19 protein-coding genes are annotated in these 18,781 nt (G+C 71.6%); 8 read left to right on the forward strand and 11 right to left on the reverse strand.

Going from position 1 to position 18,781, the window contains the following annotated elements; all coding sequences use genetic code 11:
- Positions 1–2 precede the first annotated feature (2 nt).
- The 8 genes from ABT345_RS24665 to ABT345_RS24700 all read left to right on the forward strand — a co-directional run bounded on the left by ABT345_RS24665 (position 3) and on the right by ABT345_RS24700 (position 5,972).
- Complete coding sequence (locus ABT345_RS24665) at positions 3–245, forward strand: acyl carrier protein (protein ID WP_345091749.1); 243 nt, start codon at positions 3–5, stop codon at positions 243–245.
- Positions 242–889 (forward strand): maleylpyruvate isomerase family mycothiol-dependent enzyme, encoded by a 648-nt coding sequence (locus tag ABT345_RS24670; protein ID WP_345091752.1) that lies wholly within the window; start codon positions 242–244, stop codon positions 887–889. Before ABT345_RS24665 ends, ABT345_RS24670 begins: the two co-directional genes overlap by 4 nt.
- Positions 890–896: 7 nt before the next feature.
- A complete protein-coding gene (locus tag ABT345_RS24675; RefSeq protein ID WP_345091755.1) occupies positions 897–1,358 on the forward strand; it encodes a MaoC family dehydratase in 462 nt (153 codons plus the stop codon).
- Between the two features lie 67 nt (positions 1,359–1,425).
- On the forward strand, positions 1,426–2,277 hold the full coding sequence (locus ABT345_RS24680; protein ID WP_345091758.1) for an SAM-dependent methyltransferase: 852 nt from the start codon (positions 1,426–1,428) through the stop codon (positions 2,275–2,277).
- Positions 2,274–3,026 carry a PIG-L deacetylase family protein gene (locus ABT345_RS24685; protein ID WP_345091761.1) on the forward strand — a complete coding sequence of 251 codons (753 nt, stop codon included), beginning with the start codon at positions 2,274–2,276 and terminating at the stop codon, positions 3,024–3,026. Before ABT345_RS24680 ends, ABT345_RS24685 begins: the two co-directional genes overlap by 4 nt.
- Positions 3,027–3,080: 54 nt before the next feature.
- Positions 3,081–4,031: an EamA family transporter gene (locus ABT345_RS24690; protein WP_345091764.1), complete on the forward strand. Its 951-nt coding sequence runs from the start codon at positions 3,081–3,083 to the stop codon at positions 4,029–4,031.
- A gap of 5 nt (positions 4,032–4,036) precedes the next feature.
- Entirely contained in the window at positions 4,037–4,486 is a 450-nt protein-coding gene (locus ABT345_RS24695) for a PPC domain-containing DNA-binding protein (protein WP_345092213.1), read from the forward strand.
- 25 nt (positions 4,487–4,511) lie between these two features.
- Positions 4,512–5,972, forward strand: coding sequence for an FAD/NAD(P)-binding protein (locus tag ABT345_RS24700; protein ID WP_345091767.1), 1,461 nt, complete (start codon positions 4,512–4,514; stop codon positions 5,970–5,972).
- A gap of 85 nt (positions 5,973–6,057) precedes the next feature.
- On the opposite strand, the gene metK is transcribed toward ABT345_RS24700, so the two are convergent.
- From metK to ABT345_RS24755, 11 genes are all read right to left on the reverse strand, one after another.
- Entirely contained in the window at positions 6,058–7,266 is a 1,209-nt protein-coding gene (metK, locus tag ABT345_RS24705; protein ID WP_345091769.1) for a methionine adenosyltransferase, read from the reverse strand.
- Positions 7,267–7,513: 247 nt separating this feature from the next.
- Positions 7,514–8,755: a bifunctional phosphopantothenoylcysteine decarboxylase/phosphopantothenate--cysteine ligase CoaBC gene (gene coaBC / locus ABT345_RS24710; RefSeq protein ID WP_345091771.1), complete on the reverse strand. Its 1,242-nt coding sequence runs from the start codon at positions 8,753–8,755 to the stop codon at positions 7,514–7,516.
- A gap of 138 nt (positions 8,756–8,893) precedes the next feature.
- Positions 8,894–9,166: a DNA-directed RNA polymerase subunit omega gene (gene rpoZ / locus ABT345_RS24715; RefSeq protein WP_005319902.1), complete on the reverse strand. Its 273-nt coding sequence runs from the start codon at positions 9,164–9,166 to the stop codon at positions 8,894–8,896.
- Positions 9,167–9,240: 74 nt separating this feature from the next.
- Positions 9,241–9,858 (reverse strand): guanylate kinase, encoded by a 618-nt coding sequence (gene gmk, locus ABT345_RS24720; protein WP_345091774.1) that lies wholly within the window; start codon positions 9,856–9,858, stop codon positions 9,241–9,243.
- Between the two features lie 38 nt (positions 9,859–9,896).
- The gene (mihF, locus tag ABT345_RS24725; RefSeq protein WP_345091776.1) at positions 9,897–10,220 is read right to left on the reverse strand and encodes an integration host factor, actinobacterial type; all 324 of its coding nucleotides are present in this window, start codon (positions 10,218–10,220) and stop codon (positions 9,897–9,899) included.
- Positions 10,221–10,418: 198 nt separating this feature from the next.
- Positions 10,419–11,279, reverse strand: a complete 861-nt coding sequence (gene pyrF / locus ABT345_RS24730; protein ID WP_345091778.1) for an orotidine-5'-phosphate decarboxylase — start codon at positions 11,277–11,279, stop codon at positions 10,419–10,421.
- Positions 11,276–12,382 (reverse strand): quinone-dependent dihydroorotate dehydrogenase, encoded by a 1,107-nt coding sequence (locus ABT345_RS24735; RefSeq protein WP_345092216.1) that lies wholly within the window; start codon positions 12,380–12,382, stop codon positions 11,276–11,278. The genes pyrF and ABT345_RS24735 overlap by 4 nt, the downstream gene beginning before the upstream one ends.
- 85 nt (positions 12,383–12,467) lie before the next feature.
- On the reverse strand, positions 12,468–15,776 hold the full coding sequence (carB, locus tag ABT345_RS24740) for a carbamoyl-phosphate synthase large subunit (RefSeq protein WP_345091781.1): 3,309 nt from the start codon (positions 15,774–15,776) through the stop codon (positions 12,468–12,470).
- Positions 15,769–16,908: a glutamine-hydrolyzing carbamoyl-phosphate synthase small subunit gene (gene carA, locus ABT345_RS24745; RefSeq protein ID WP_345091784.1), complete on the reverse strand. Its 1,140-nt coding sequence runs from the start codon at positions 16,906–16,908 to the stop codon at positions 15,769–15,771. The genes carB and carA overlap by 8 nt, the downstream gene beginning before the upstream one ends.
- Positions 16,905–17,498: a PH-like domain-containing protein gene (locus tag ABT345_RS24750; RefSeq protein ID WP_345091787.1), complete on the reverse strand. Its 594-nt coding sequence runs from the start codon at positions 17,496–17,498 to the stop codon at positions 16,905–16,907. The genes carA and ABT345_RS24750 overlap by 4 nt, the downstream gene beginning before the upstream one ends.
- Positions 17,495–18,781 carry a dihydroorotase gene (locus ABT345_RS24755; protein WP_345091790.1) on the reverse strand — a complete coding sequence of 429 codons (1,287 nt, stop codon included), beginning with the start codon at positions 18,779–18,781 and terminating at the stop codon, positions 17,495–17,497. The genes ABT345_RS24750 and ABT345_RS24755 overlap by 4 nt, the downstream gene beginning before the upstream one ends.

Consider the following 18,781-nt stretch of genomic DNA (forward strand, 5'->3'; position numbering starts at 1 on the left):
CCATGCAGTCCGCCACCGACCAGATCAAACAGTGGATACTCGACCGGCACGCCGAGGTCAGCGACATCGAGCCCGACTTCGACCTGCTGGAGAGCCGGCTGATCGACTCGCTCGCGTTCGTCGAGTTCATGGTCCTGGTCTCCCGCCTCAGCGGTGAGGACATCGGCATGGAGAGCATCGACATCGACGACTTCCGCACCCTGCGCCGCATCGAGGCGCGCTACTTCGGGGCGGGGGTGCGATGACGGGCCCGCAGCACCCCGCGCCCACCGATGTGGTGCTGCGCGCCGAACGCGACACCCTCGTCCCGCGGCTGCGCACCCTGCCCGAAGCCGATCTGAAGCGGCCCACGGTCTGCTCCGCCTGGACGGTCCGCGACATCGTCGCGCACTGCGGCGCCGCGCTCACCGGCCTCGCCGCGGGGCCCGCGTACCGCGCGAGCCACGAGCAGAACCAACGGGACGTCGAGGAACGCCGGTCCTGGCCGCTCAAGCAGGTCATCGACGAGTTCGACCGGGGCCTGGCGGACGCGGGCCCGGCGATCCTGGCGGCCGGCGGCGCCAAGGACCTGGCGGCGCTCGGCACCTGGATCCACGGCGGCGACGTCCGCGAGGCGATCGGCCTGGACGACCCGTACCACAGCCGTGGCCACCAGGCGGCGCTCACGCTGCTCGGCCGCTGTGAGCGCGTGGTGCGCACGCCCCTGGTGGAGATCCAGCTGCCCACCCGCCGGCTCACCCTGGGCACCGCCGTGCCCGGGCGGCCCACGGCGCAGCTGACCGCGGACGTCCCGGACGTCCTGCGGCTCTACACCGGGCGCCCGGTGGACCCGGACCGCTACCGGCTGTCCGGCGCCACGCCCGAAGAACTCGTCAGCGCGGAATGGTGAGGCGGCCGTGAGCATCCGGTACCTGGAGGACTTCCCCGTCGGTGAGGTCTACGACCTCGGCGAGGTGAAGGTGACAGAGGAAGAGGTGCTGTCCTTCGGGCGCGCCTACGACCCGCAGAGGTTCCACACCGACCCCGAACTCGCCCGCGATTCGCAGTTCGGCGGCCTCGTCGCCAGCGGCTGGCTGACCGCCTCGCTCTTCATGCGCCGCTACGTCGAGGAGATCCTCCTCGACTCGGCGGGTGAGGGCTCGCCCGGCGTGGACGAGCTGCGCTTCCACCGGCCGGTCCGCCCCGGCGACGTGCTGCGGGCACGCCTGACGGTGCTGGGCGTGGCTCCCGTACTGCACAGCAAGCAATCCGGAATACTGCGCCCGCGGTGCGAACTCCTCGACGAGGAGGGCACGGTGGTCTTCAGCATGGTGCTGCACAGCATCTTCCGCCGCAGACCCGCCGGGCAGGACACATGAACCGGACCTCCGGCACCGGCGGGCACCCCGCGCCGGTCAGCCGTCGCCCCGAGAGGAGTAACCGCTCATGACGAGTGCGGAAATGCAGATGGAGCCGGTGTCCCGGACGGCACAGTGGACGGCCGCCGCACGCGCCCTGGAGTCCGAGCGCCCGGACCGCATCTTCGACGACCCGTTGGCCCGCGCCGTCGCCGGGGACACCGGCTTCGAGCTGCTGGAGCGCTACCGCGGCTCCGCCGTCGCCCCCTTCGTCCTGGTCCGCACCCGCTACCTCGACGACGCCCTCGTCCGCGCCCTGCGCGAGCGCGGGCTGCGCCAGGTGGTCTCCGTGGCCGCCGGGATGGACATGCGCTCCGCCCGGCTGACCTGGCCCGACGGCGTCACCCTCTACGAACTCGACCGCCCGGCGCTGCTCGACGCCAAGGCCGAACTCCTCGCCCGGCACGGCGTCGACACCTCCGGCGGGCCGCACCGCCGCGCCGTGGCGGTGGACCTCGCCGAGCAGTGGCAAGGCGAGCTGCACGCCGCCGGGTTCGACCCGGAGCAGCCCACCTTATGGGTGGCCGAGGGCCTCTTCTTCTTCCTCCCCGAGGACGTCGTACGGCGGCTGCTGGGCACGCTGCGGGAGCTGTCCGCGCCCGGCTCCGTCCTCCTCGGCGACATGACGAGCCGCACCACGCTCACCAACCCGCTCGCCCGCGGCTTCCTCAGCATCCTGGCCGAGGACGGCAATCCCTGGCTCTTCGGCACCGACACCCCCGAGGAGTTCCTGCCCGACTGCGGCTGGTCGGTGACGGATCTGCGGCAACCGGGCGAGGACGGCGCCGACTTCGGGCGCTGGCCGCACCCGGTGCCGCCCCGCACGATGACCGGCGTGCCCCGGTCGTTCCTCTTCACCGCCGAGGTGCGCACGGCGTGAGCGGTACGGATTCCCCGGACGGGGCGCTGCGGGTGCTGGCCGTCGCCGCCCACCCCGACGACACGGACTTCACCGCCGGCGGCACCGTCGCGTCCTGGACGCGCGAGGGCGCCGAGGTGACGTATCTGGTCCTGACGGACGGTTCGGGCGGCGGCGAGGACCCGGCCGTGCCCCGCGCCGAACTCGCGGCGCGGCGGGAGCGGGAGCAGCGGGACGCCGCCGCCGTCCTCGGGGTCAAGGACGTCCTGTTCCTGGGCCACCAGGACGGGATGCTGACACCCGATGCCGCGCTGCGCCGGCAGATCGTCCGGGTGATCCGGCAGACCCGGCCGCACCGCGCGGTGATCCAGAGCCCGGAGATCAACTGGGCGTTCCTGCCCGATCTCCACCCGGATCACCGCGCGGCCGGCGAGGCGTCGCTGGCCGCGCTCTACCCGGACGCGCGCAATCCGCGGGCCTTCCCCGAACTGCTGCTGGAGGAGGGCCTGGCCCCCTGGAGCGTCCCGGAGATCTGGGTGACGACCGGGCCGCGCCCGGACACCCGGATCGATGTGACGGAGACGTTCGAGCAGAAGCTCGCCGCGCTGCGCGCCCATGTCTCGCAGACCGCCCACCGCGACCGGCTCCGCGAGGACGTACACGCCAAGCTGGCCGGGCAGGCGGCCCTCGGCCGGCTCGCCGCCGGCCGGCTGGCCGAGGCGTTCCAGGTCATCCGCACCGACGCGGCCCCGCCCGGAACACGCCCCTGAAAACGGCCGCCTCACCCCCTGAAAGCCGCCTCACCCGCTGAAAGAGGAGCGTTCTTGCCACTGTCCAAATTCCTGGGTGCCGTCCTGGTGATGGTCATCTGGGGAGTGAACTTCGCCATCATCGACATCGGGCTGCGCTCGTTCGACCCCTACCTCCTGGCGTCGCTCCGCTTCCTGCTCGCGGCCGTCCCCGCGGTCTTCTTCTTCAAGCGGCCGAACGTGCCGTGGCGCTATCTCCTGCTGTACGGGGCGTTCTTCGGCATCGGCCAGTTCGGGCTGCTCTTCGCCGGGATGGACCTGGGCTTCTCGGCGGGTCTGGCCTCGGTCGTCATGCAGCTCCAGGCGTTCTGGACGATCGGCCTGGCGGCGGGGCTGATGGGCGAACGCGTCAGCCCCCGCTACCTGGTGGGGTTCGTGGTGGCGGCGATCGGCATGGGGCTGGTCGCCGCGGTCACCGACGGTTCGGTCACCGCGGCCGGTACGGTCATGGTCGTCGGCGCGTCGCTGTCCTGGGCCGTCGCCAACCTGATCATCAAGAAGGCCAGGCCGGAGAACGCGCTGGCGTTCACGGTCTGGGCGAGCCTGGTGCCGCCGATCCCGATGTTCCTGCTGTCGCTGGGGCTCGGCGGCTGGGGCACCGTCGAGCACTCCTTCACCACCATGGGCTGGACCGGTCTCGGCTCGCTGCTCTACATGGTCTACCCGACGATCCTCTTCGGCTTCGCGCTCTGGGGCCACCTCATGCGCACCTACCGGACCTCCCGGGTCGCGCCGTTGACGCTGCTGGTGCCGATCTTCGGCATGGCCTCGTCGATGCTGCTCCTCGGTGAGCCCCTGGGCGCCATGAAGGCCACGGCCATCACACTGGTGATCCTCGGGCTGGTCCTCAACCAGTTCGATGTGATCGGCAAGGTGCGCGCCCGGTGGGCCCTGCGGCACCCCGGGCCCGTGCCGAGCGCAGTCCCCGGCGGCGACGAGCCCGCCGATGCCACGAAAGCGAGTTGACACCGATGCACATCCGGTTGCTGCACGACGACGCCAGGGCGCCCCGCCAGTTCGCCGTCGTTCTGGAGGCGGGCGACGAGGTGGTGCCCGCGCTGGAGAAGTTCGCCGCCGAACAGCAGGTGGCCGCGGGCTCCCTCACCGCGATCGGCGCGTTCGGCTCCGCCGCGCTGTCCCTCTTCGACCCGGTCGTCAAGGCCCACGTCCCGATCCCGGTGACCGAACACACCGAGGTGCTGGGCCTGACCGGCAACATCGCGCTCAAGGACGGCCGGCCGCACGTCCACGCCCATGTGGTGCTGGGCCGCCGCGACGGCACGACGGTCGGCGGCCATCTCCAACAGGCCGTCGCCCACCCGGCGCTGGAGGTGTTCGTCACCGCGTACCCCACCGCGCTCACCCGGCGGCTCGACACCACGCTGGGCCTGCCCGTCATCGAACCCGACACGGCCGGATAGCACCGGCCCCGGGAGGAGCCCGCTCATGCGCCTGGCGGTCATAGGCGGCGGCGCCGCGGCGGTCAGCCTGCTCGACAGCATGCTGCGCCACGCCGGGAGAGACGCCGCGTTCGACATCACGGTCCACGAAGGGGCGCGGCAACTGGCCACCGGCCGCGCCTACCGCCCCGACCTGGACTGCGCACTGGTCAACCGCGAGGCCGGATTCATGTCGGTGCGGTGCGCCGAGCGGGATCACTTCCTGCGCTGGCTGCACCGCCAACCCCGGTACGCGGCAACGCCGTTCGCGACGTTGCCGGCCGACGCGTACGTCCCGCGGCGGATCTACGGCGAATATCTGGTGGACCACTGGGCGACGTGTCTGCAAAGCGCCCGGCGGCGGGGCTGGACGGTGACGGTGGTCCCGGAGTTCGCCACCGTCGCCAAGGCGTCCGCCACGGAGATCATGATCCGCGGCGCCGCCTCCCTCACCCACGCCGACCGGGTGGTGCTCTGCCCGGGCAGCGGCCCGCCGGCCGACCCCTACGGGCTGGCCGGCGCCCCCGGCTTCCACCCCGACCCGTACCCGCTCTCCGCGGTACTGCCGCAGATCGCCGAGGACGCCCACGTCATGGTCCTCGGCACCGGGCTGTCCGGGGTGGACGTCGCGCTGGGGCTGCTGCACCGAGGGCACCGCGGCCGGATCACGATGACCTCACGGCACGGTCTGCTGCCCGGCGTCCGCGCCCGGCACCGCCCGTTCACCCTGACGCATCTGACGCCGGAGGCGATATCCGGCCGGCTGGCGCGCTCCGGCTCCCTCGGGCTGCGCGAGACCTTCGCGCTGCTCCGGGCCGAACTGGCCGCCGCGGGCACGGATCTGGCCGCCGAGACCGCGCCCCGCCCGGCGCACGACCGGCTCCGCTCCGAGCTGGCCCGGCTGGACGGCAATCCGTACCAGACGATCGCCACGACCGCGCTGCGCGACGTCCGCGAGAGCGTGTGGACGGCGTGGGGCGACCGTGAGAAGCGGGTGTTCCTGCGCCGCTTCCACCCGCTCGCCAAACCGCTCTACAACCCGATGCCGCCGCCGACCGCCCGGCGGCTGCTGGCCGCGATGGACAGCGGCCAGCTGACGGTCCGCGACGGCACGGCCGGGGTCCGTACGCGGGCGGGCGGCGGCTTCGAGGTGGTGCACGAGGGACGGGCCGGACGCGCCGATGTCGTGGTGGACGCCACCCGCACCGGGCTCGCCACCACCGGCCCGCGCTCCGCGCCGCTGCTGCGCTCGCTGGCACAGGCGGGCCTGGTGGTCCGCAATCCGCACGGCGGGCTGCTGATCGACCCGGCGACGAACGCGCTGCGCCCGGCCGCCGGGCAGGCCCCGGGCCGGCTGTACGCGCTGGGCGACCTCACCTCCGGCGACCTCTTCTACGCCGGCTCCATGTACATGATCAACGTCCGGGCGGAGCTGATCGCCCGCGAACTGGTCGCCGCCGCGGTCTGAGCGCCCCGCGGACGCCGAACGGCCCCGCACCGGGAGCATCCGGTGCGGGGCCGTTCGGTTGTCCGGGCGGACCGGACGGGAGGTTCTAGAGACCCGCCGCCTTGCGGAGCGCGTCGACGCGGTCGGTGCGCTCCCAGGTGAAGTCGGCGTCCGCGCGGCCGAAGTGGCCGTACGCCGCGGTCTCCGCGTAGATCGGGCGGAGCAGGTCCAGGTCGCGGATGATCGCGGCGGGGCGGAGGTCGAAGACCTCGCCGATGGCCTGCTCGATCTTGTCGGTGTCGACGGCGGCGGTACCGAAGGTCTCGACGAAGAGACCGACCGGCTCGGCCTTGCCGATGGCGTACGCCACCTGAACCTCGCAACGGGAGGCGAGACCCGCCGCGACGACGTTCTTGGCCACCCAGCGCATCGCGTACGCCGCGGAGCGGTCCACCTTCGACGGGTCCTTGCCGGAGAAGGCGCCGCCGCCGTGGCGGGCCATACCGCCGTACGTGTCGATGATGATCTTGCGGCCGGTCAGCCCGGCGTCACCCATCGGGCCGCCGATCTCGAAACGGCCGGTCGGGTTCACCAGCAGACGGTAGCCATCGGTGTCCAGCTTGATGCCGTCCTCGACCAGCTCCTTGAGCACGTGCTCCACGACGAACTCACGGATGTCGGGCGCGAGCAGCGAGTCGAGGTCGATGTCGCTGGCGTGCTGCGAGGAGACCACGACGGTGTCGAGGCGGACGGCCTTGTGGCCGTCGTACTCGATGGTGACCTGGGTCTTTCCGTCGGGGCGCAGGTAGGGGATCGTGCCGTTCTTGCGGACCTCGGACAGGCGGCGGGAGAGCCGGTGCGCGAGGAAGATCGGCAGCGGGAGCAGCTCCGGCGTCTCGTCGCAGGCGAAGCCGAACATCAGGCCCTGGTCGCCCGCGCCCTGCTTGTCCAGCTCGTCCTCATCGCCTTCGACCCGGGTCTCGTACGCGGTGTCGACGCCCTGCGCGATGTCCGGGGACTGCGCGCCGATGGAGACCGAGACGCCGCAGGAGGCGCCGTCGAAGCCCTTCTTCGACGAGTCGTAGCCGATGTCGAGGATCTTGTTGCGCACAAGGCTGGGGATGTCGGCGTACGCCTTCGTCGTCACCTCGCCGGCCACATGGACCAGGCCGGTGGTGATCAACGTCTCGACGGCGACCCGGGAGGTGGGGTCCTCCTTGAGGAGGGCGTCGAGAATCGTGTCGCTGATCTGGTCAGCGATCTTGTCGGGGTGGCCCTCGGTGACGGACTCCGAGGTGAAGAGGCGGCGGGACACATCGCTCCCTGGGGTTGCAGCGGCTGCTGGCTGATCATTTGGCGGAGGGGCTCGAGAGCTGCGCTCGGCCCGATCCGCTGGCCAGTTTATCGGTCGTGTGCGAGGTTCGGACACTCAGTCTCGTTTTGTGGATCCGTGGTGACCTGGCACACCACGGCTCACAGAGGGACGATCAGCCGTACGGCCCCGCTGGTCAAGAGGGCCCGGCGCGGTGGCGCGGGCCCGCGGGGCCGGTGCGGCGGGCGTCTCAGACGCCGTCGGCGGCGGCCGGGAACCGGCCCGCGACGAGGTCCCACACCGTGTCTGCCAGCGCTTCCTTCGGTCCGTGCGGCACCGGCGTCTCGGAACCGTCCGTGGCGAGGATCACGGCTTCGTTCTCCGCCGACCCGAAGGTCTTGTGCTCCCCCACTTCATTGACGACCAGCAGGTCACAGCCCTTGCGGGCGAGTTTGGCGCGGCCGTTGGCGAGGACGTCGTCGGTCTCGGCGGCGAATCCGACAACGATCTGGCCGGGGTTGGGCCGGTCGGCGGACAGCTCGGCGAGGATGTCCGGATTGCGGACCAGGGTGACCGGTTCCGGCTCCTGTCCGTCCTTCTTCTTGATCTTGCCGGTGGCGTACGCGGCCGGCCGGAAATCGGCCACTGCCGCGGCCATTACCACCGCGTCGGCGTCCCGTGCCGCCGCCAGCACGGCCTCCCGGAGCTGTACGGCGGTGCCGATCCGGACGACGTCCACCCCCGCCGGGTCCGGCAGCTCGGTGTTGCCCGCGACCAGCGTGACCCGCGCACCGCGCGCGGCGGCCGTCGCGGCGAGCGCGTAGCCCTGCCGCCCCGAGGAGCGGTTGCCCAGATAGCGGACCGGGTCCAGCGGCTCGCGGGTGCCGCCCGCGGTGACGACGACATGCCGCCCGGCCAGATCCGCGGTGGCCGCGCGCGGGCCCCGGGCCAGCACCCGGCGGCACAGCTCGAAGATCTCCACCGGGTCGGGGAAGCGGCCCTTGCCGGTGTCGACGCCGGTGAGGCGCCCGACGGCGGGCTCGATGACGAGCGCACCGCGGCGCCGCAGCGTGGCGACGTTCTCCTGGGTCGCGGGGTTCTCCCACATCTCGGTGTGCATCGCGGGCGCGAAGACCACCGGGCAGCGCGCGGTGAGCAGGGTGTTGGTCAGCAGGTCGTCGGCGATGCCGTGGGCCGCCTTGGCCAGCATGTCGGCGGTGGCGGGCGCGACCACCACGAGATCGGCGCCCTGCCCGATGCGGACGTGCGGGACCTCGTGGACGGACTCCCAGACCTCGGTGGTGGCCGGGTTGCCGGACAGCGCCGACCAGGTGGCCTCGCCGATGAAGTGCAGGCTGGCGGCGGTCGGCACGACCCGCACGTCGTGGCCCGACTCGGTCAGCCGCCGCAGCAGCTCACAGGCCTTGTACGCGGCGATGCCACCGCTGACCCCCAGCACGACCTTGGGCGTCGCACGCTCCTGCTTGTCCATCGCTTCGCTGCTCCCCGAGCTAGGTCCGGATCGCCCCGTGGCGGCGGCCGGATGCCGTCCGCCCGCGGCGGGTGTGCCCCTATGACACACCAAGGGCCCGGCAGTCGCGCTGCCGGGCCCTTCGTGGTGGTGCGGTGCTTACTGTGCGGGGCCCTCGATGGCCTCGGAGGTCAGCAGGCCCGCGTTGATCTCGCGGAGCGCGATCGACAGGGGCTTCTCGTGGACGTGGGTGTCGACGAGCGGGCCGACGTACTCGAGCAGGCCCTCGCCGAGCTGCGAGTAGTACGCGTTGATCTGGCGCGCACGCTTCGCCGCGTAGATCACGAGGCTGTACTTCGAGTCGGTGGCCTCAAGGAGCTCATCAATCGGCGGGTTGATGATGCCCTCGGGCGCGGTGATGGAAGAGGACACTCTCTGCCTTCCGAAGGGGTGTGAAGCCGGTGGTGAAGCAAAAACTCTGGCGGGGGCCGGGGAGATCCGCGGTGTCAGCCTGCGGTCTTTCCGTCCCCATTACGCCGCAGCATCAAGGCTAGCAGCTCACGACTGACGCCCTCGACGGAGGTGTTGACGAGCGTCACATCGAATTCCTTCTCCGCGGCCAGCTCGATACGCGCGGCGTCCAGCCGGCGTTCGATCACGTCGGGAGCCTCGGTACCGCGGCCGGTGAGGCGGCGGACCAGCTCGTCCCAGCTCGGCGGGGCGAGAAAGACGAGCTGTGCCTCCGCCATCGATTCGCGCACCTGGCGGGCGCCCTGGAGATCGATTTCCAGCAGAACGGGCTCACCGGACTCCAGCCGGTCGAGCACCGCGCGGCGCGGGGTTCCGTAGCGATTGCCCGCGAATTCCGCCCATTCCAGGAGTTCACCGTTGGCGATCATCTTGTCGAATTCCTCGTCGTCGACGAAGAAGTACTGAACGCCGTGCTGTTCTCCGGGCCGGGGCTTACGGGTCGTCGCGGAAACCGAGAGCCAGACCTCGGGGTGCACCTTGCGCAGATGGGCGACGACCGTGCTCTTGCCGACCCCCGAGGGGCCGGAGAGCACGGTCAGTCGCGGACGAGCGTCCGGGGGCACGGGGGTCGTCCCCCGGGATGTTGCAGCCATGCAGCGATTATTCCAGCTTCCGGGCTGTGCCGGAAAACTCAGGAAGCCGAGGGGCTGAACTCCCGCTCCAGAGCGGCGATCTGGTTGGACCCCAGGCCGCGCACGCGGCGGCTCTCGGAAATACCCAGGCGCTCCATGAGCTGCTTGGCGCGGACCTTGCCCACGCCGGGCAGCGATTCGAGGAGTGCGGAGACCTTCATCTTGCCGATGACCTCGTTCTCCTGGCCCTGCTTGATGACCTCGTGGAGGGTGACGCCGGAGTTTTTGAGCCGATTCTTGACCTCTGCGCGCTCCCGGCGAGCCGCGGCGGCCTTCTCAAGCGCAGCTGCGCGCTGTTCAGGGGTAAGGGGCGGAAGAGCCACGCCTACGTCACCTCGGATGTAGAACTGTCGGATACGGACCGGTGTGGAACCTAGTCGCCCCGCACGGGCGGAGCAACGAGCAACGCTCTTACGTGCGGTGCTCTCGTCGGAGACTAGCGGCCGACAGCGCTGGAGTCAGCGAGAACAGACGAAAAGTCCTGGTCAGACTCTGCTGACCAGGACAAATCGGGACTAAACCTACTGCCGGGCCTCCTGCTGATCGATTGCGGCCCGCACCTCGTCGGCGCACCGGGCCGCCGCAGCCCGCAGCGCGCCGGCGTCCGGACCGTGCCGCAGCACGCCCCGGCTGACGCTCGGCAGCACGTTGCGGACCGCGTCCCCGAAGACGGTGGGCAGGTCGGCGGGGGTCGCCCCCTGGGCGCCGATGCCGGGCGCCAGCAGCGGGCCGTTGATCGCCAGATCGAAGGCGGAGAGATCGCCGAGGGTCGCGCCGACGACCGCGCCGTACGAGCCCAGGCCCTCGGCCGTGGCGTTCTCCTCGGCGAGGTGGCCCAGGACGGTGGCGGCGACGCTCCGGCCGTCCTCCCGCACCGCCCGCTGGAACTCCGCGCCCTCCGGGTTGGAGGTCAGCGCCAGGGCGAAGACGCCGCAGCCGTGGGTGGCGGCGAGGTCGAGGGCCGGGCGCAGCGAGCCGTAGCCGAGGTACGGGCTGACCGTGACCGCGTCCGAGAAGAGCGGCGAGGCCGGGTCGAGGTAGGTGGCGGCGTAGGCGGCCATGGTGGAACCGATGTCGCCGCGCTTGGCGTCCATCAGGACGAGCGCGCCGCGCTCGCGCGCCTCGGTGACGGCGGTCTCCAGGACGGCGAGGCCGCGCGAGCCGAAGCGCTCGAAGAACGCGGACTGCGGCTTGAGGACCGCGACGCGGTCGCCGAGCGCCTCGACGACGGTGCGGGTGAAGCGGGCGAGACCTGCGACGTCGTCGTTCAGGCCCCAGTCGGCGAGGAGGGAGGCGTGCGGGTCGATCCCGACGCAGAGCGGGCCGCGCTCGTCCATGGCGCGGCGCAGGCGCGCGCCGAAGGGGAGGGTGTCCTGGGTCATGCGGTCACCTGCTTGTGCTCGGCGCCGACCGCGTCGGCGAGGGTGGCGTAGGGGCTGTCGCGCAGCCGGGCGGCGAGCCCCTTGTGGAGCGCGCGGCACCAGAAGGGGCCCTCGTAGATGAAGGCGCTGTAGCCCTGGATCAGGGTGGCGCCGGCGAGGATGCGCTGCCAGGCGTCCTCGGCGGTGGTGATGCCGCCGACGCCGACGAGGGTGATGCGGTCGCCGACGCGGGCGTAGAGGCGGCGCAGCACCTCCAGGGAGCGGTCCTTCACCGGCGCGCCGGACAGGCCGCCGGCCTCGTTGATCAGCGCCGGGTCGGACTTGAGGGCCGGGTCGCGGGCGATGGTGGTGTTGGTGGCGATGATGCCGTCCAGGCCCAGTTCGAGGGCGAGGTCGGCGACGGCGTCGATGTCCGCGTCGGCGAGGTCCGGGGCGATCTTGACCAGCAGCGGGACGCGGCGGTCGGTGACCGTGCGGTCGGCGGCCTCGCGGACGGCGGTCAGCAGCGGGCGGAGGTGGTCGACCGCCTGGAGGTTGCGCAGCCCCGGCGTGTTCGGGGACGAGACGTTGACGACGAGGTAGTCGGCGTGGGCGGCGAGGCGCTCGGTGGAGGTGACGTAGTCGCCGACCGCCTCCTCCTCGGGGACCACCTTGGTCTTGCCGATGTTGACGCCGAGGGTGGTCGGGAAGACCGGGGTGCGGGCGGCGAGGCGGTCCGCGACGGCGGCCGAGCCGTCGTTGTTGAAGCCCATGCGGTTGATCAGCGCGCGGTCCGGGACGAGCCGGAAGAGGCGCTTCCTGGGGTTGCCGGGCTGCGGCTGCGCGGTGACGGTGCCGATCTCGACGTGGTCGAAGCCGAGCATCGCCATGCCGTCGATGGCGGTGGCGTTCTTGTCGAAGCCGGCGGCGAGGCCGAACGGCCCGTGCATCCGGCGGCCGAGCGCCTCGGTGCGCAGCTCCTTGTGGCGGGGCGCGAGCGCCGCCGCGACGAAGGTCCGCAGGACGGGCGTGCGGGCGGCGGCCCGGATCCAGCCGAAGGCCAGGTGGTGGGCCTTCTCGGGATCCATGCGCTTGAAGATCAGGTGGAAGAACGTGCGGTACATGGTGGTGTCCTCGTGGGGCTCCGGAGCGGCGGCGGTCATGACGAGGGGGACACCGGTGTGCGGTGTCCCCCTCGTGGGCCCCTCGTCAGTCGCGGGCGGCGGTCAGGTGCTCCGCGTGCTCCTGGAGGGAGCGGACCCCGACGTCGCCGCGGGACATCGCCTCGATGCCCTGGACGGCGGCGGCGAGCGCCTGGACGGTGGTCAGGCACGGCACGCCCCGGGAGACCGCCGCGGTGCGGATGTCGTAGCCGTCGAGGCGGCCGCCGGTCCCGTAGGGGGTGTTGACGATGAGGTCGACGTCGCCGTCGTGGATCAGCTGGACGATCGTCTTCTCGCCGTTCGGGCCCTCGCCCTCGGAGTGCTTGCGGACCACGGTGGCGCCGATGCCGTTGCGGCGCAGCACCTCGGCGGTGCCGGAGGTGGCGAGCAGCTCGAAGCCGTGGGCGACCAGCTCCCGGGCGGGGAAGATCATCGACCGCTTGTCCCGGTTGGCGACGGAGACGAACGCCCGGCCCTTGGTGGGCAGCGCGCCGTACGCACCGGACTGCGACTTGGCGTAGGCGGTGCCGAAGACCGAGTCGATGCCCATGACCTCGCCGGTGGAGCGCATCTCCGGGCCGAGGACGGTGTCCACGCCGCGCCCGGAGGCGTCCCGGAAGCGGGACCAGGGCATGACGGCTTCCTTGACGGAGATCGGCGAGTCGAGCGGCAGCGTGCCGCCGTCGCCGGTCTTGGGCAGCATGCCCTCGGCCCGCAGCTCGGCGACGGTGGCGCCGAGCGAGATCCGGGCGGCGGCCTTCGCCAGCGGCACCGCGGTGGCCTTCGAGGTGAAGGGCACGGTGCGCGAGGCGCGGGGGTTGGCCTCCAGGACGTAGAGGATGTCGCCGGCCATCGCGAACTGGATGTTGATCAGTCCGCGGACCCCGACGCCCTTGGCGATGGCCTCGGTGGAGGCGCGCAGCCGCTTGATGTCGTGGCCGCCGAGGGTGATGGGCGGCAGGGCGCAGGCGGAGTCGCCGGAGTGGATACCGGCCTCCTCGATGTGCTCCATGACGCCGCCGAGGTACAGCTCGGTGCCGTCGTAGAGGGCGTCGACGTCGATCTCGATGGCGTCGTCCAGGAACCGGTCGATGAGGACCGGGTGGCGGTCGATGAGACCGGCGTGGCGGGTGAGGTACTCGCCGAGCGACGGCTCGTCGTAGACGATCTCCATGCCGCGGCCGCCCAGCACGTAGGAGGGGCGGACCATGACCGGGTAGCCGATCTCCGCGGCGATGGTCTTCGCCTGGTCGAAGGAGAAGGCGGTGCCGTACTTGGGGGCGGGCAGCCCCGCCTCGGTCAGGACCCGGCCGAACGCGCCGCGCTCCTCCGCGAGGTCGATGGCCTCCGGGGAGGTGCCGACGATCGGCACGCCGTTGTCCTTGAGCGCCTGCGCCAGGCCCAGCGGGGTCTGGCCGCCGAGCTGGACGATGACGCCGGCGACCGGTCCGGCCTGCTGCTCGGCGTGGACGATCTCCAGCACGTCCTCCAGCGTCAGCGGCTCGAAGTAGAGCCGGTCGGAGGTGTCGTAGTCGGTGGAGACGGTCTCCGGGTTGCAGTTGACCATCACGGTCTCGTAGCCCGCGTCGCTGAGCGCGAAGGAGGCGTGGACGCAGGAGTAGTCGAACTCGATGCCCTGGCCGATGCGGTTGGGGCCGGAGCCCAGGATGATCACCGCGGGCTTCTCGCGCGGGGCGACCTCGCTCTCCTCGTCGTAGGAGGAGTAGAAGTACGGGGTCTTCGCGGCGAACTCGGCGGCGCAGGTGTCGACCGTCTTGTAGACCGGGCGGATGCCGAGGGCGTGGCGGACCTCGCGGACGACGTCCTCGCGCAGGTCGCGGATGCCGGCGATCTGGGCGTCGGAGAAGCCGTGGCGCTTTGCCTCGGTCAGTGTCCCGGCGTCCAGCTGGTCGGCGGCGGCGATCTCGTCCGCCACCTCCTTGAGCAGGAAGAGCTGGTCGACGAACCACGGGTCGATCTTGGTGGCGTCGAAGACCTCCTCGGGCGTGGCGCCCGCGCGGATCGCCTGCATGACGGTGTTGATCCGGCCGTCGGTCGGGACCTGGGCCTTGACCAGCAGCTCGGCCTTGTCGCCCGGCTCACCGGTGAAGGCGAACTGGCTGCCCTTCTTCTCCAGCGAGCGCAGCGCCTTCTGCAGCGCCTCGGTGAAGTTGCGGCCCAGCGCCATCGCCTCGCCCACCGACTTCATGGTGGTGGTGAGGGTGGCGTCCGCGGCGGGGAACTTCTCGAACGCGAAGCGGGGGACCTTGACGACGACGTAGTCGAGCGTGGGCTCGAAGGACGCCGGGGTCTCCTCGGTGATGTCGTTGGGGATCTCGTCCAGCGTGTAGCCGACGGCCAGGCGCGCGGCGATCTTCGCGATCGGGAAGCCGGTGGCCTTGGAGGCTAGCGCCGAGGAGCGCGAGACGCGCGGGTTCATCTCGATGACGATGACCCGGCCGTCCTCGGGGTTGACCGCGAACTGGATGTTGCAGCCGCCGGTGTCCACGCCGACCTCGCGGATCACGGCGATGCCGATGTCGCGCAGGATCTGGTATTCGCGGTCGGTCAGCGTCATCGCCGGGGCGACGGTGATCGAGTCGCCGGTGTGCACGCCCATCGGGTCGAAGTTCTCGATGGAGCAGACGACCACGACGTTGTCGTTCTTGTCGCGCATCAGCTCCAGCTCGTACTCCTTCCAGCCGAGGATGGACTCCTCCAGGAGCACCTCGGTGGTCGGGGAGAGCGTGAGGCCCTGACCGGCGATGCGGCGCAGCTCCTCCTCGTCGTGGGCGAAGCCGGAGCCGGCGCCGCCCATGGTGAAGGAGGGGCGGACGACGACGGGGTAGCCGCCCAGCTCGTCGACGCCCGCCAGGACGTCGTCCATGGAGTGGCAGATGTACGAGCGCGCGGACTCGCCGTGGCCGATCTTGCGGTTGACCGCCTCGACGACCTCCTTGAAGAGGTCGCGGTCCTCGCCCTTGTTGATCGCCTCGACGTTGGCGCCGATCAGCTCGACGTTGTACTTGTCGAGCGTGCCGGCCTCGTGGAGGGAGATCGCGGTGTTGAGGGCCGTCTGCCCGCCGAGCGTCGGCAGCAGCGCGTCCGGGCGCTCCTTCGCGATGATCTTCTCGACGAACTCCGGGGTGATCGGCTCGACGTAGGTGGCGTCGGCGATCTCCGGGTCCGTCATGATCGTGGCGGGGTTGGAGTTGACGAGGATGACGCGCAGGCCCTCGGACTTGAGGACCCGGCACGCCTGGGTGCCGGAGTAGTCGAACTCGGCTGCCTGACCGATCACGATCGGGCCGGAGCCGATGACCAGGACGGACTGGATATCGGTGCGCTTAGGCACGCTGGCCCTCCATGAGCGAGACGAAGCGGTCGAACAGGTACGCCGCGTCGTGCGGGCCCGCGGCGGCTTCGGGGTGGTACTGGACGGAGAACGCCGGCTGGTCGAGGAGGTGCAGGCCCTCCACGACGTTGTCGTTCAGGCAGACGTGGGTGACCTCGGCGCGGCCGTAGGGCGTGTCGGAGACCTTGTCGAGCGGCGCGTCGACGGCGAAGCCGTGGTTGTGCGCGGTGACCTCGACCTTGCCCGTCGTGCGGTCCTGGACGGGCTGGTTGATGCCGCGGTGGCCGTACTTCAGCTTGAAGGTGCCGAAGCCGAGGGCGCGGCCGAGGATCTGGTTGCCGAAGCAGATGCCGAACAGCGGCGTCTTCCGCTTCAGGACCTCCCGCATGACGGCGACGGGGCCGTCGGCGGTGGCCGGGTCGCCCGGGCCGTTGGAGAAGAACACGCCGTCGGGGTTCACCGCGTACACGTCCTCGGCGGTGGCGGTGGCGGGCAGCACGTGCACCTCGATGCCGCGCTCGGCCATCCGCTGCGGGGTCATGCCCTTGATGCCGAGGTCGACGGCGGCGACCGTGAAGCGCTTCTCGCCGACCGCCGGGACGACGTACGCCTCCTTGGTGGCGACCTGGGCGCTGAGGTCGGCGCCGGCCATCTCGGGCGCCTGGCGGACCTTGGCGAGCATGGTGCCCTCGTCGGGCAGCGCGTCGCCGGAGAAGATGCCGACCCGCATCGCACCGCGCTCGCGCAGGTGGCGGGTGAGGGCGCGGGTGTCGATGCCGCTGATGCCGACGACGCCCTGGGCGACGAGCTGCTCGTCCAGGGAGCGCTTGGCGCGCCAGTTGGACGGCACCCGGGCGGGGTCGCGGACGACGTAGCCCGCCACCCAGATGCGCTGCGACTCGTCGTCCTCGTCGTTGACGCCGGTGTTGCCGACGTGCGGGGCGGTCATGACGACGACCTGGCGGTGGTACGAGGGGTCGGTCAGCGTCTCCTGGTAGCCGGTCATGCCGGTGGAGAACACCGCTTCGCCGAAGGTCTCCCCCACGGCCCCGTAGGCGCGACCGCGGAAGCTGCGGCCGTCCTCCAGGACGAGTACGGCGGGGATTTTGATCCCCCTGGTGGAGGTCGTCATCGTGCGCCTTCCGTTTCGGTGTGCTCGGTGGTGCTGGTGGAGTGGTGGGGGCTGAGGCGGTTGATCGCTTCGACCCAGGAGGGGTGGTCGGCGGCCCGGTCGGAGCGGAAACCGGAATCGATCTCCGTGCCGCCGTGCGTCCAGGTGACGATCAGCAGACCGCCCTCGGGGAGGACCTTGCCGGCGATGCCCTTGTCGAGGCGGGCGCCGCGCAGGGCATCCACCGGGACGAAGAAGTCGGAGGCGCCGGGCCGGACGACGTCCAGGCCCTGCTCGGTCAGGGTCAGCTCGACGCGGCTGCGGGTGCCCAGACCCTGCGCGACGATCCGGTCGAGCCACTGCCCGGCGGTGGTCGAGCCGTGGTAGCGGCCGGACGCCGTCAGCAGGGCCTCGCCCAGGTCATCGGGGCTGGTCGGAAGCGCGGGCAGGCCGTTCTGCAGCGTGCCGCGCCACTTCCAGCCCTGGCGCATCAGCCAGTAGACGAGCGCGATGAACAGCAGGAGTCCGACGACCCAGCCGATCCGCGCGGCCCAGTCGGTGACCTCGGCGGACTTCTGTGCCGCTGCGGAGGTGAGGAGGTAAGGAGTCACGCCAGCTTCCCGTCGACGACCGTTGCCCGGCCCCGCAGGAAGGTGTGGGTGACGCGACCCGGCAGCTCACGGCCCTCGTAGGGGGTGTTGCGGCTGCGGGAGGCGAAGCCCGCGGGGTCCACCACTCCACGGTAAGCGGAATCGTGCAGCGTGAGGTTGGCGGGCTCACCGACCGAGACGGGGCGGCCGTGGCCGGTCAGGCGGCCGATGTGCGCCGGGCGGAACGACATCCGGTCGGCGACGCCCGCCCAGTCCAGCAGCCCGCTGTCGACCATCGTCTGCTGGACGACGGAGAGCGCGGTCTCCAGGCCGACCATGCCCATGGCGGCCGCGCCCCACTCGCAGTCCTTGTCCTCGTGGGGGTGCGGGGCGTGGTCGGTGGCGACGCAGTCGATGGTGCCGTCGGCCAGCGCCTCGCGCAGCGCCAGCACGTCGGCCTCGGTGCGCAGCGGCGGGTTGACCTTGTAGACCGGGTTGTAGCTGCGAACCAGCTCGTCGGTGAGGAGGAGGTGGTGCGGGGTGACCTCGGCGGTGACGTTCCAGCCCTTGGACTTGGCCCAGCGGACGATCTCGACGCTGCCGGCGGTGGAGAGGTGGCAGATGTGGACGCGCGAGCCGACGTGCGCGGCGAGCAGCACGTCGCGGGCGATGATCGACTCCTCGGCGACGGCCGGCCAGCCGCCCAGGCCCAGCTCGGCGGAGACCAGGCCCTCGTTCATCTGGGCGCCCTCGGTGAGCCGCGGCTCCTGGGCGTGCTGGGCGACGACGCCGTCGAACGCCTTCACGTACTCCAGGGCGCGGCGCATGATGACCGCGTCGTCGACGCACTTGCCGTCGTCGGAGAAGACCCGCACCCCGGCGCGGGACTCGTGCATCGCGCCCAGCTCGGCGAGCTTCTTGCCCTCCAGGCCGACGGTGACGGCGCCGATGGGCTGGACGTCGCAGTAGCCGGACTCCCGGCCCAGGCGCCAGACCTGCTCGACGACACCAGCGGTGTCGGCGACGGGGAAGGTGTTGGCCATGGCGTGGACGGCGGTGAAGCCGCCGGCCGCGGCCGCCTTGGTGCCGGTCAGCACGGTCTCGGAGTCCTCGCGGCCCGGCTCGCGCAGATGGGTGTGGAGGTCGACGAGGCCCGGCAGCAGGATCTGGCCGCCGGCCTCGACGACGCGGGCGCCCTCGGCGCTCAGCCCGGTGCCGATCCCGGCGATGACCTCGCCGTCGATCAGCACGTCCTGCGGCTCTCCACCGAGGATCTTCGCCCCGCGGATCAGGGTCTTGCTCAT

The organism is Streptomyces sp. NPDC000404 (genome assembly GCF_040300365.1).
Lineage (GTDB): Bacteria > Actinomycetota > Actinomycetes > Streptomycetales > Streptomycetaceae > Streptomyces > Streptomyces ramulosus.

What these genes read in the sequence shown, in the direction of transcription:
- gmk (WP_345091774.1), bottom strand. Translation starts at nt 9,858, where the DNA reads ATGGCTGCAACATCCCGGGGGACGACCCCCGTGCCCCCGGACGCTCGT.
- ABT345_RS24695 (WP_345092213.1), top strand. Translation starts at nt 4,037, where the DNA reads ATGCACATCCGGTTGCTGCACGACGACGCCAGGGCGCCCCGCCAGTTC.
- ABT345_RS24755 (WP_345091790.1), bottom strand. Translation starts at nt 18,781, where the DNA reads ATGAGCAAGACCCTGATCCGCGGGGCGAAGATCCTCGGTGGAGAGCCG.
- ABT345_RS24700 (WP_345091767.1), top strand. Translation starts at nt 4,512, where the DNA reads ATGCGCCTGGCGGTCATAGGCGGCGGCGCCGCGGCGGTCAGCCTGCTC.
- ABT345_RS24735 (WP_345092216.1), bottom strand. Translation starts at nt 12,382, where the DNA reads ATGTACCGCACGTTCTTCCACCTGATCTTCAAGCGCATGGATCCCGAG.
- carA (WP_345091784.1), bottom strand. Translation starts at nt 16,908, where the DNA reads ATGACGACCTCCACCAGGGGGATCAAAATCCCCGCCGTACTCGTCCTG.
- ABT345_RS24670 (WP_345091752.1), top strand. Translation starts at nt 242, where the DNA reads ATGACGGGCCCGCAGCACCCCGCGCCCACCGATGTGGTGCTGCGCGCC.
- ABT345_RS24680 (WP_345091758.1), top strand. Translation starts at nt 1,426, where the DNA reads ATGACGAGTGCGGAAATGCAGATGGAGCCGGTGTCCCGGACGGCACAG.
- ABT345_RS24665 (WP_345091749.1), top strand. Translation starts at nt 3, where the DNA reads ATGCAGTCCGCCACCGACCAGATCAAACAGTGGATACTCGACCGGCAC.
- coaBC (WP_345091771.1), bottom strand. Translation starts at nt 8,755, where the DNA reads ATGGACAAGCAGGAGCGTGCGACGCCCAAGGTCGTGCTGGGGGTCAGC.
- pyrF (WP_345091778.1), bottom strand. Translation starts at nt 11,279, where the DNA reads ATGACCCAGGACACCCTCCCCTTCGGCGCGCGCCTGCGCCGCGCCATG.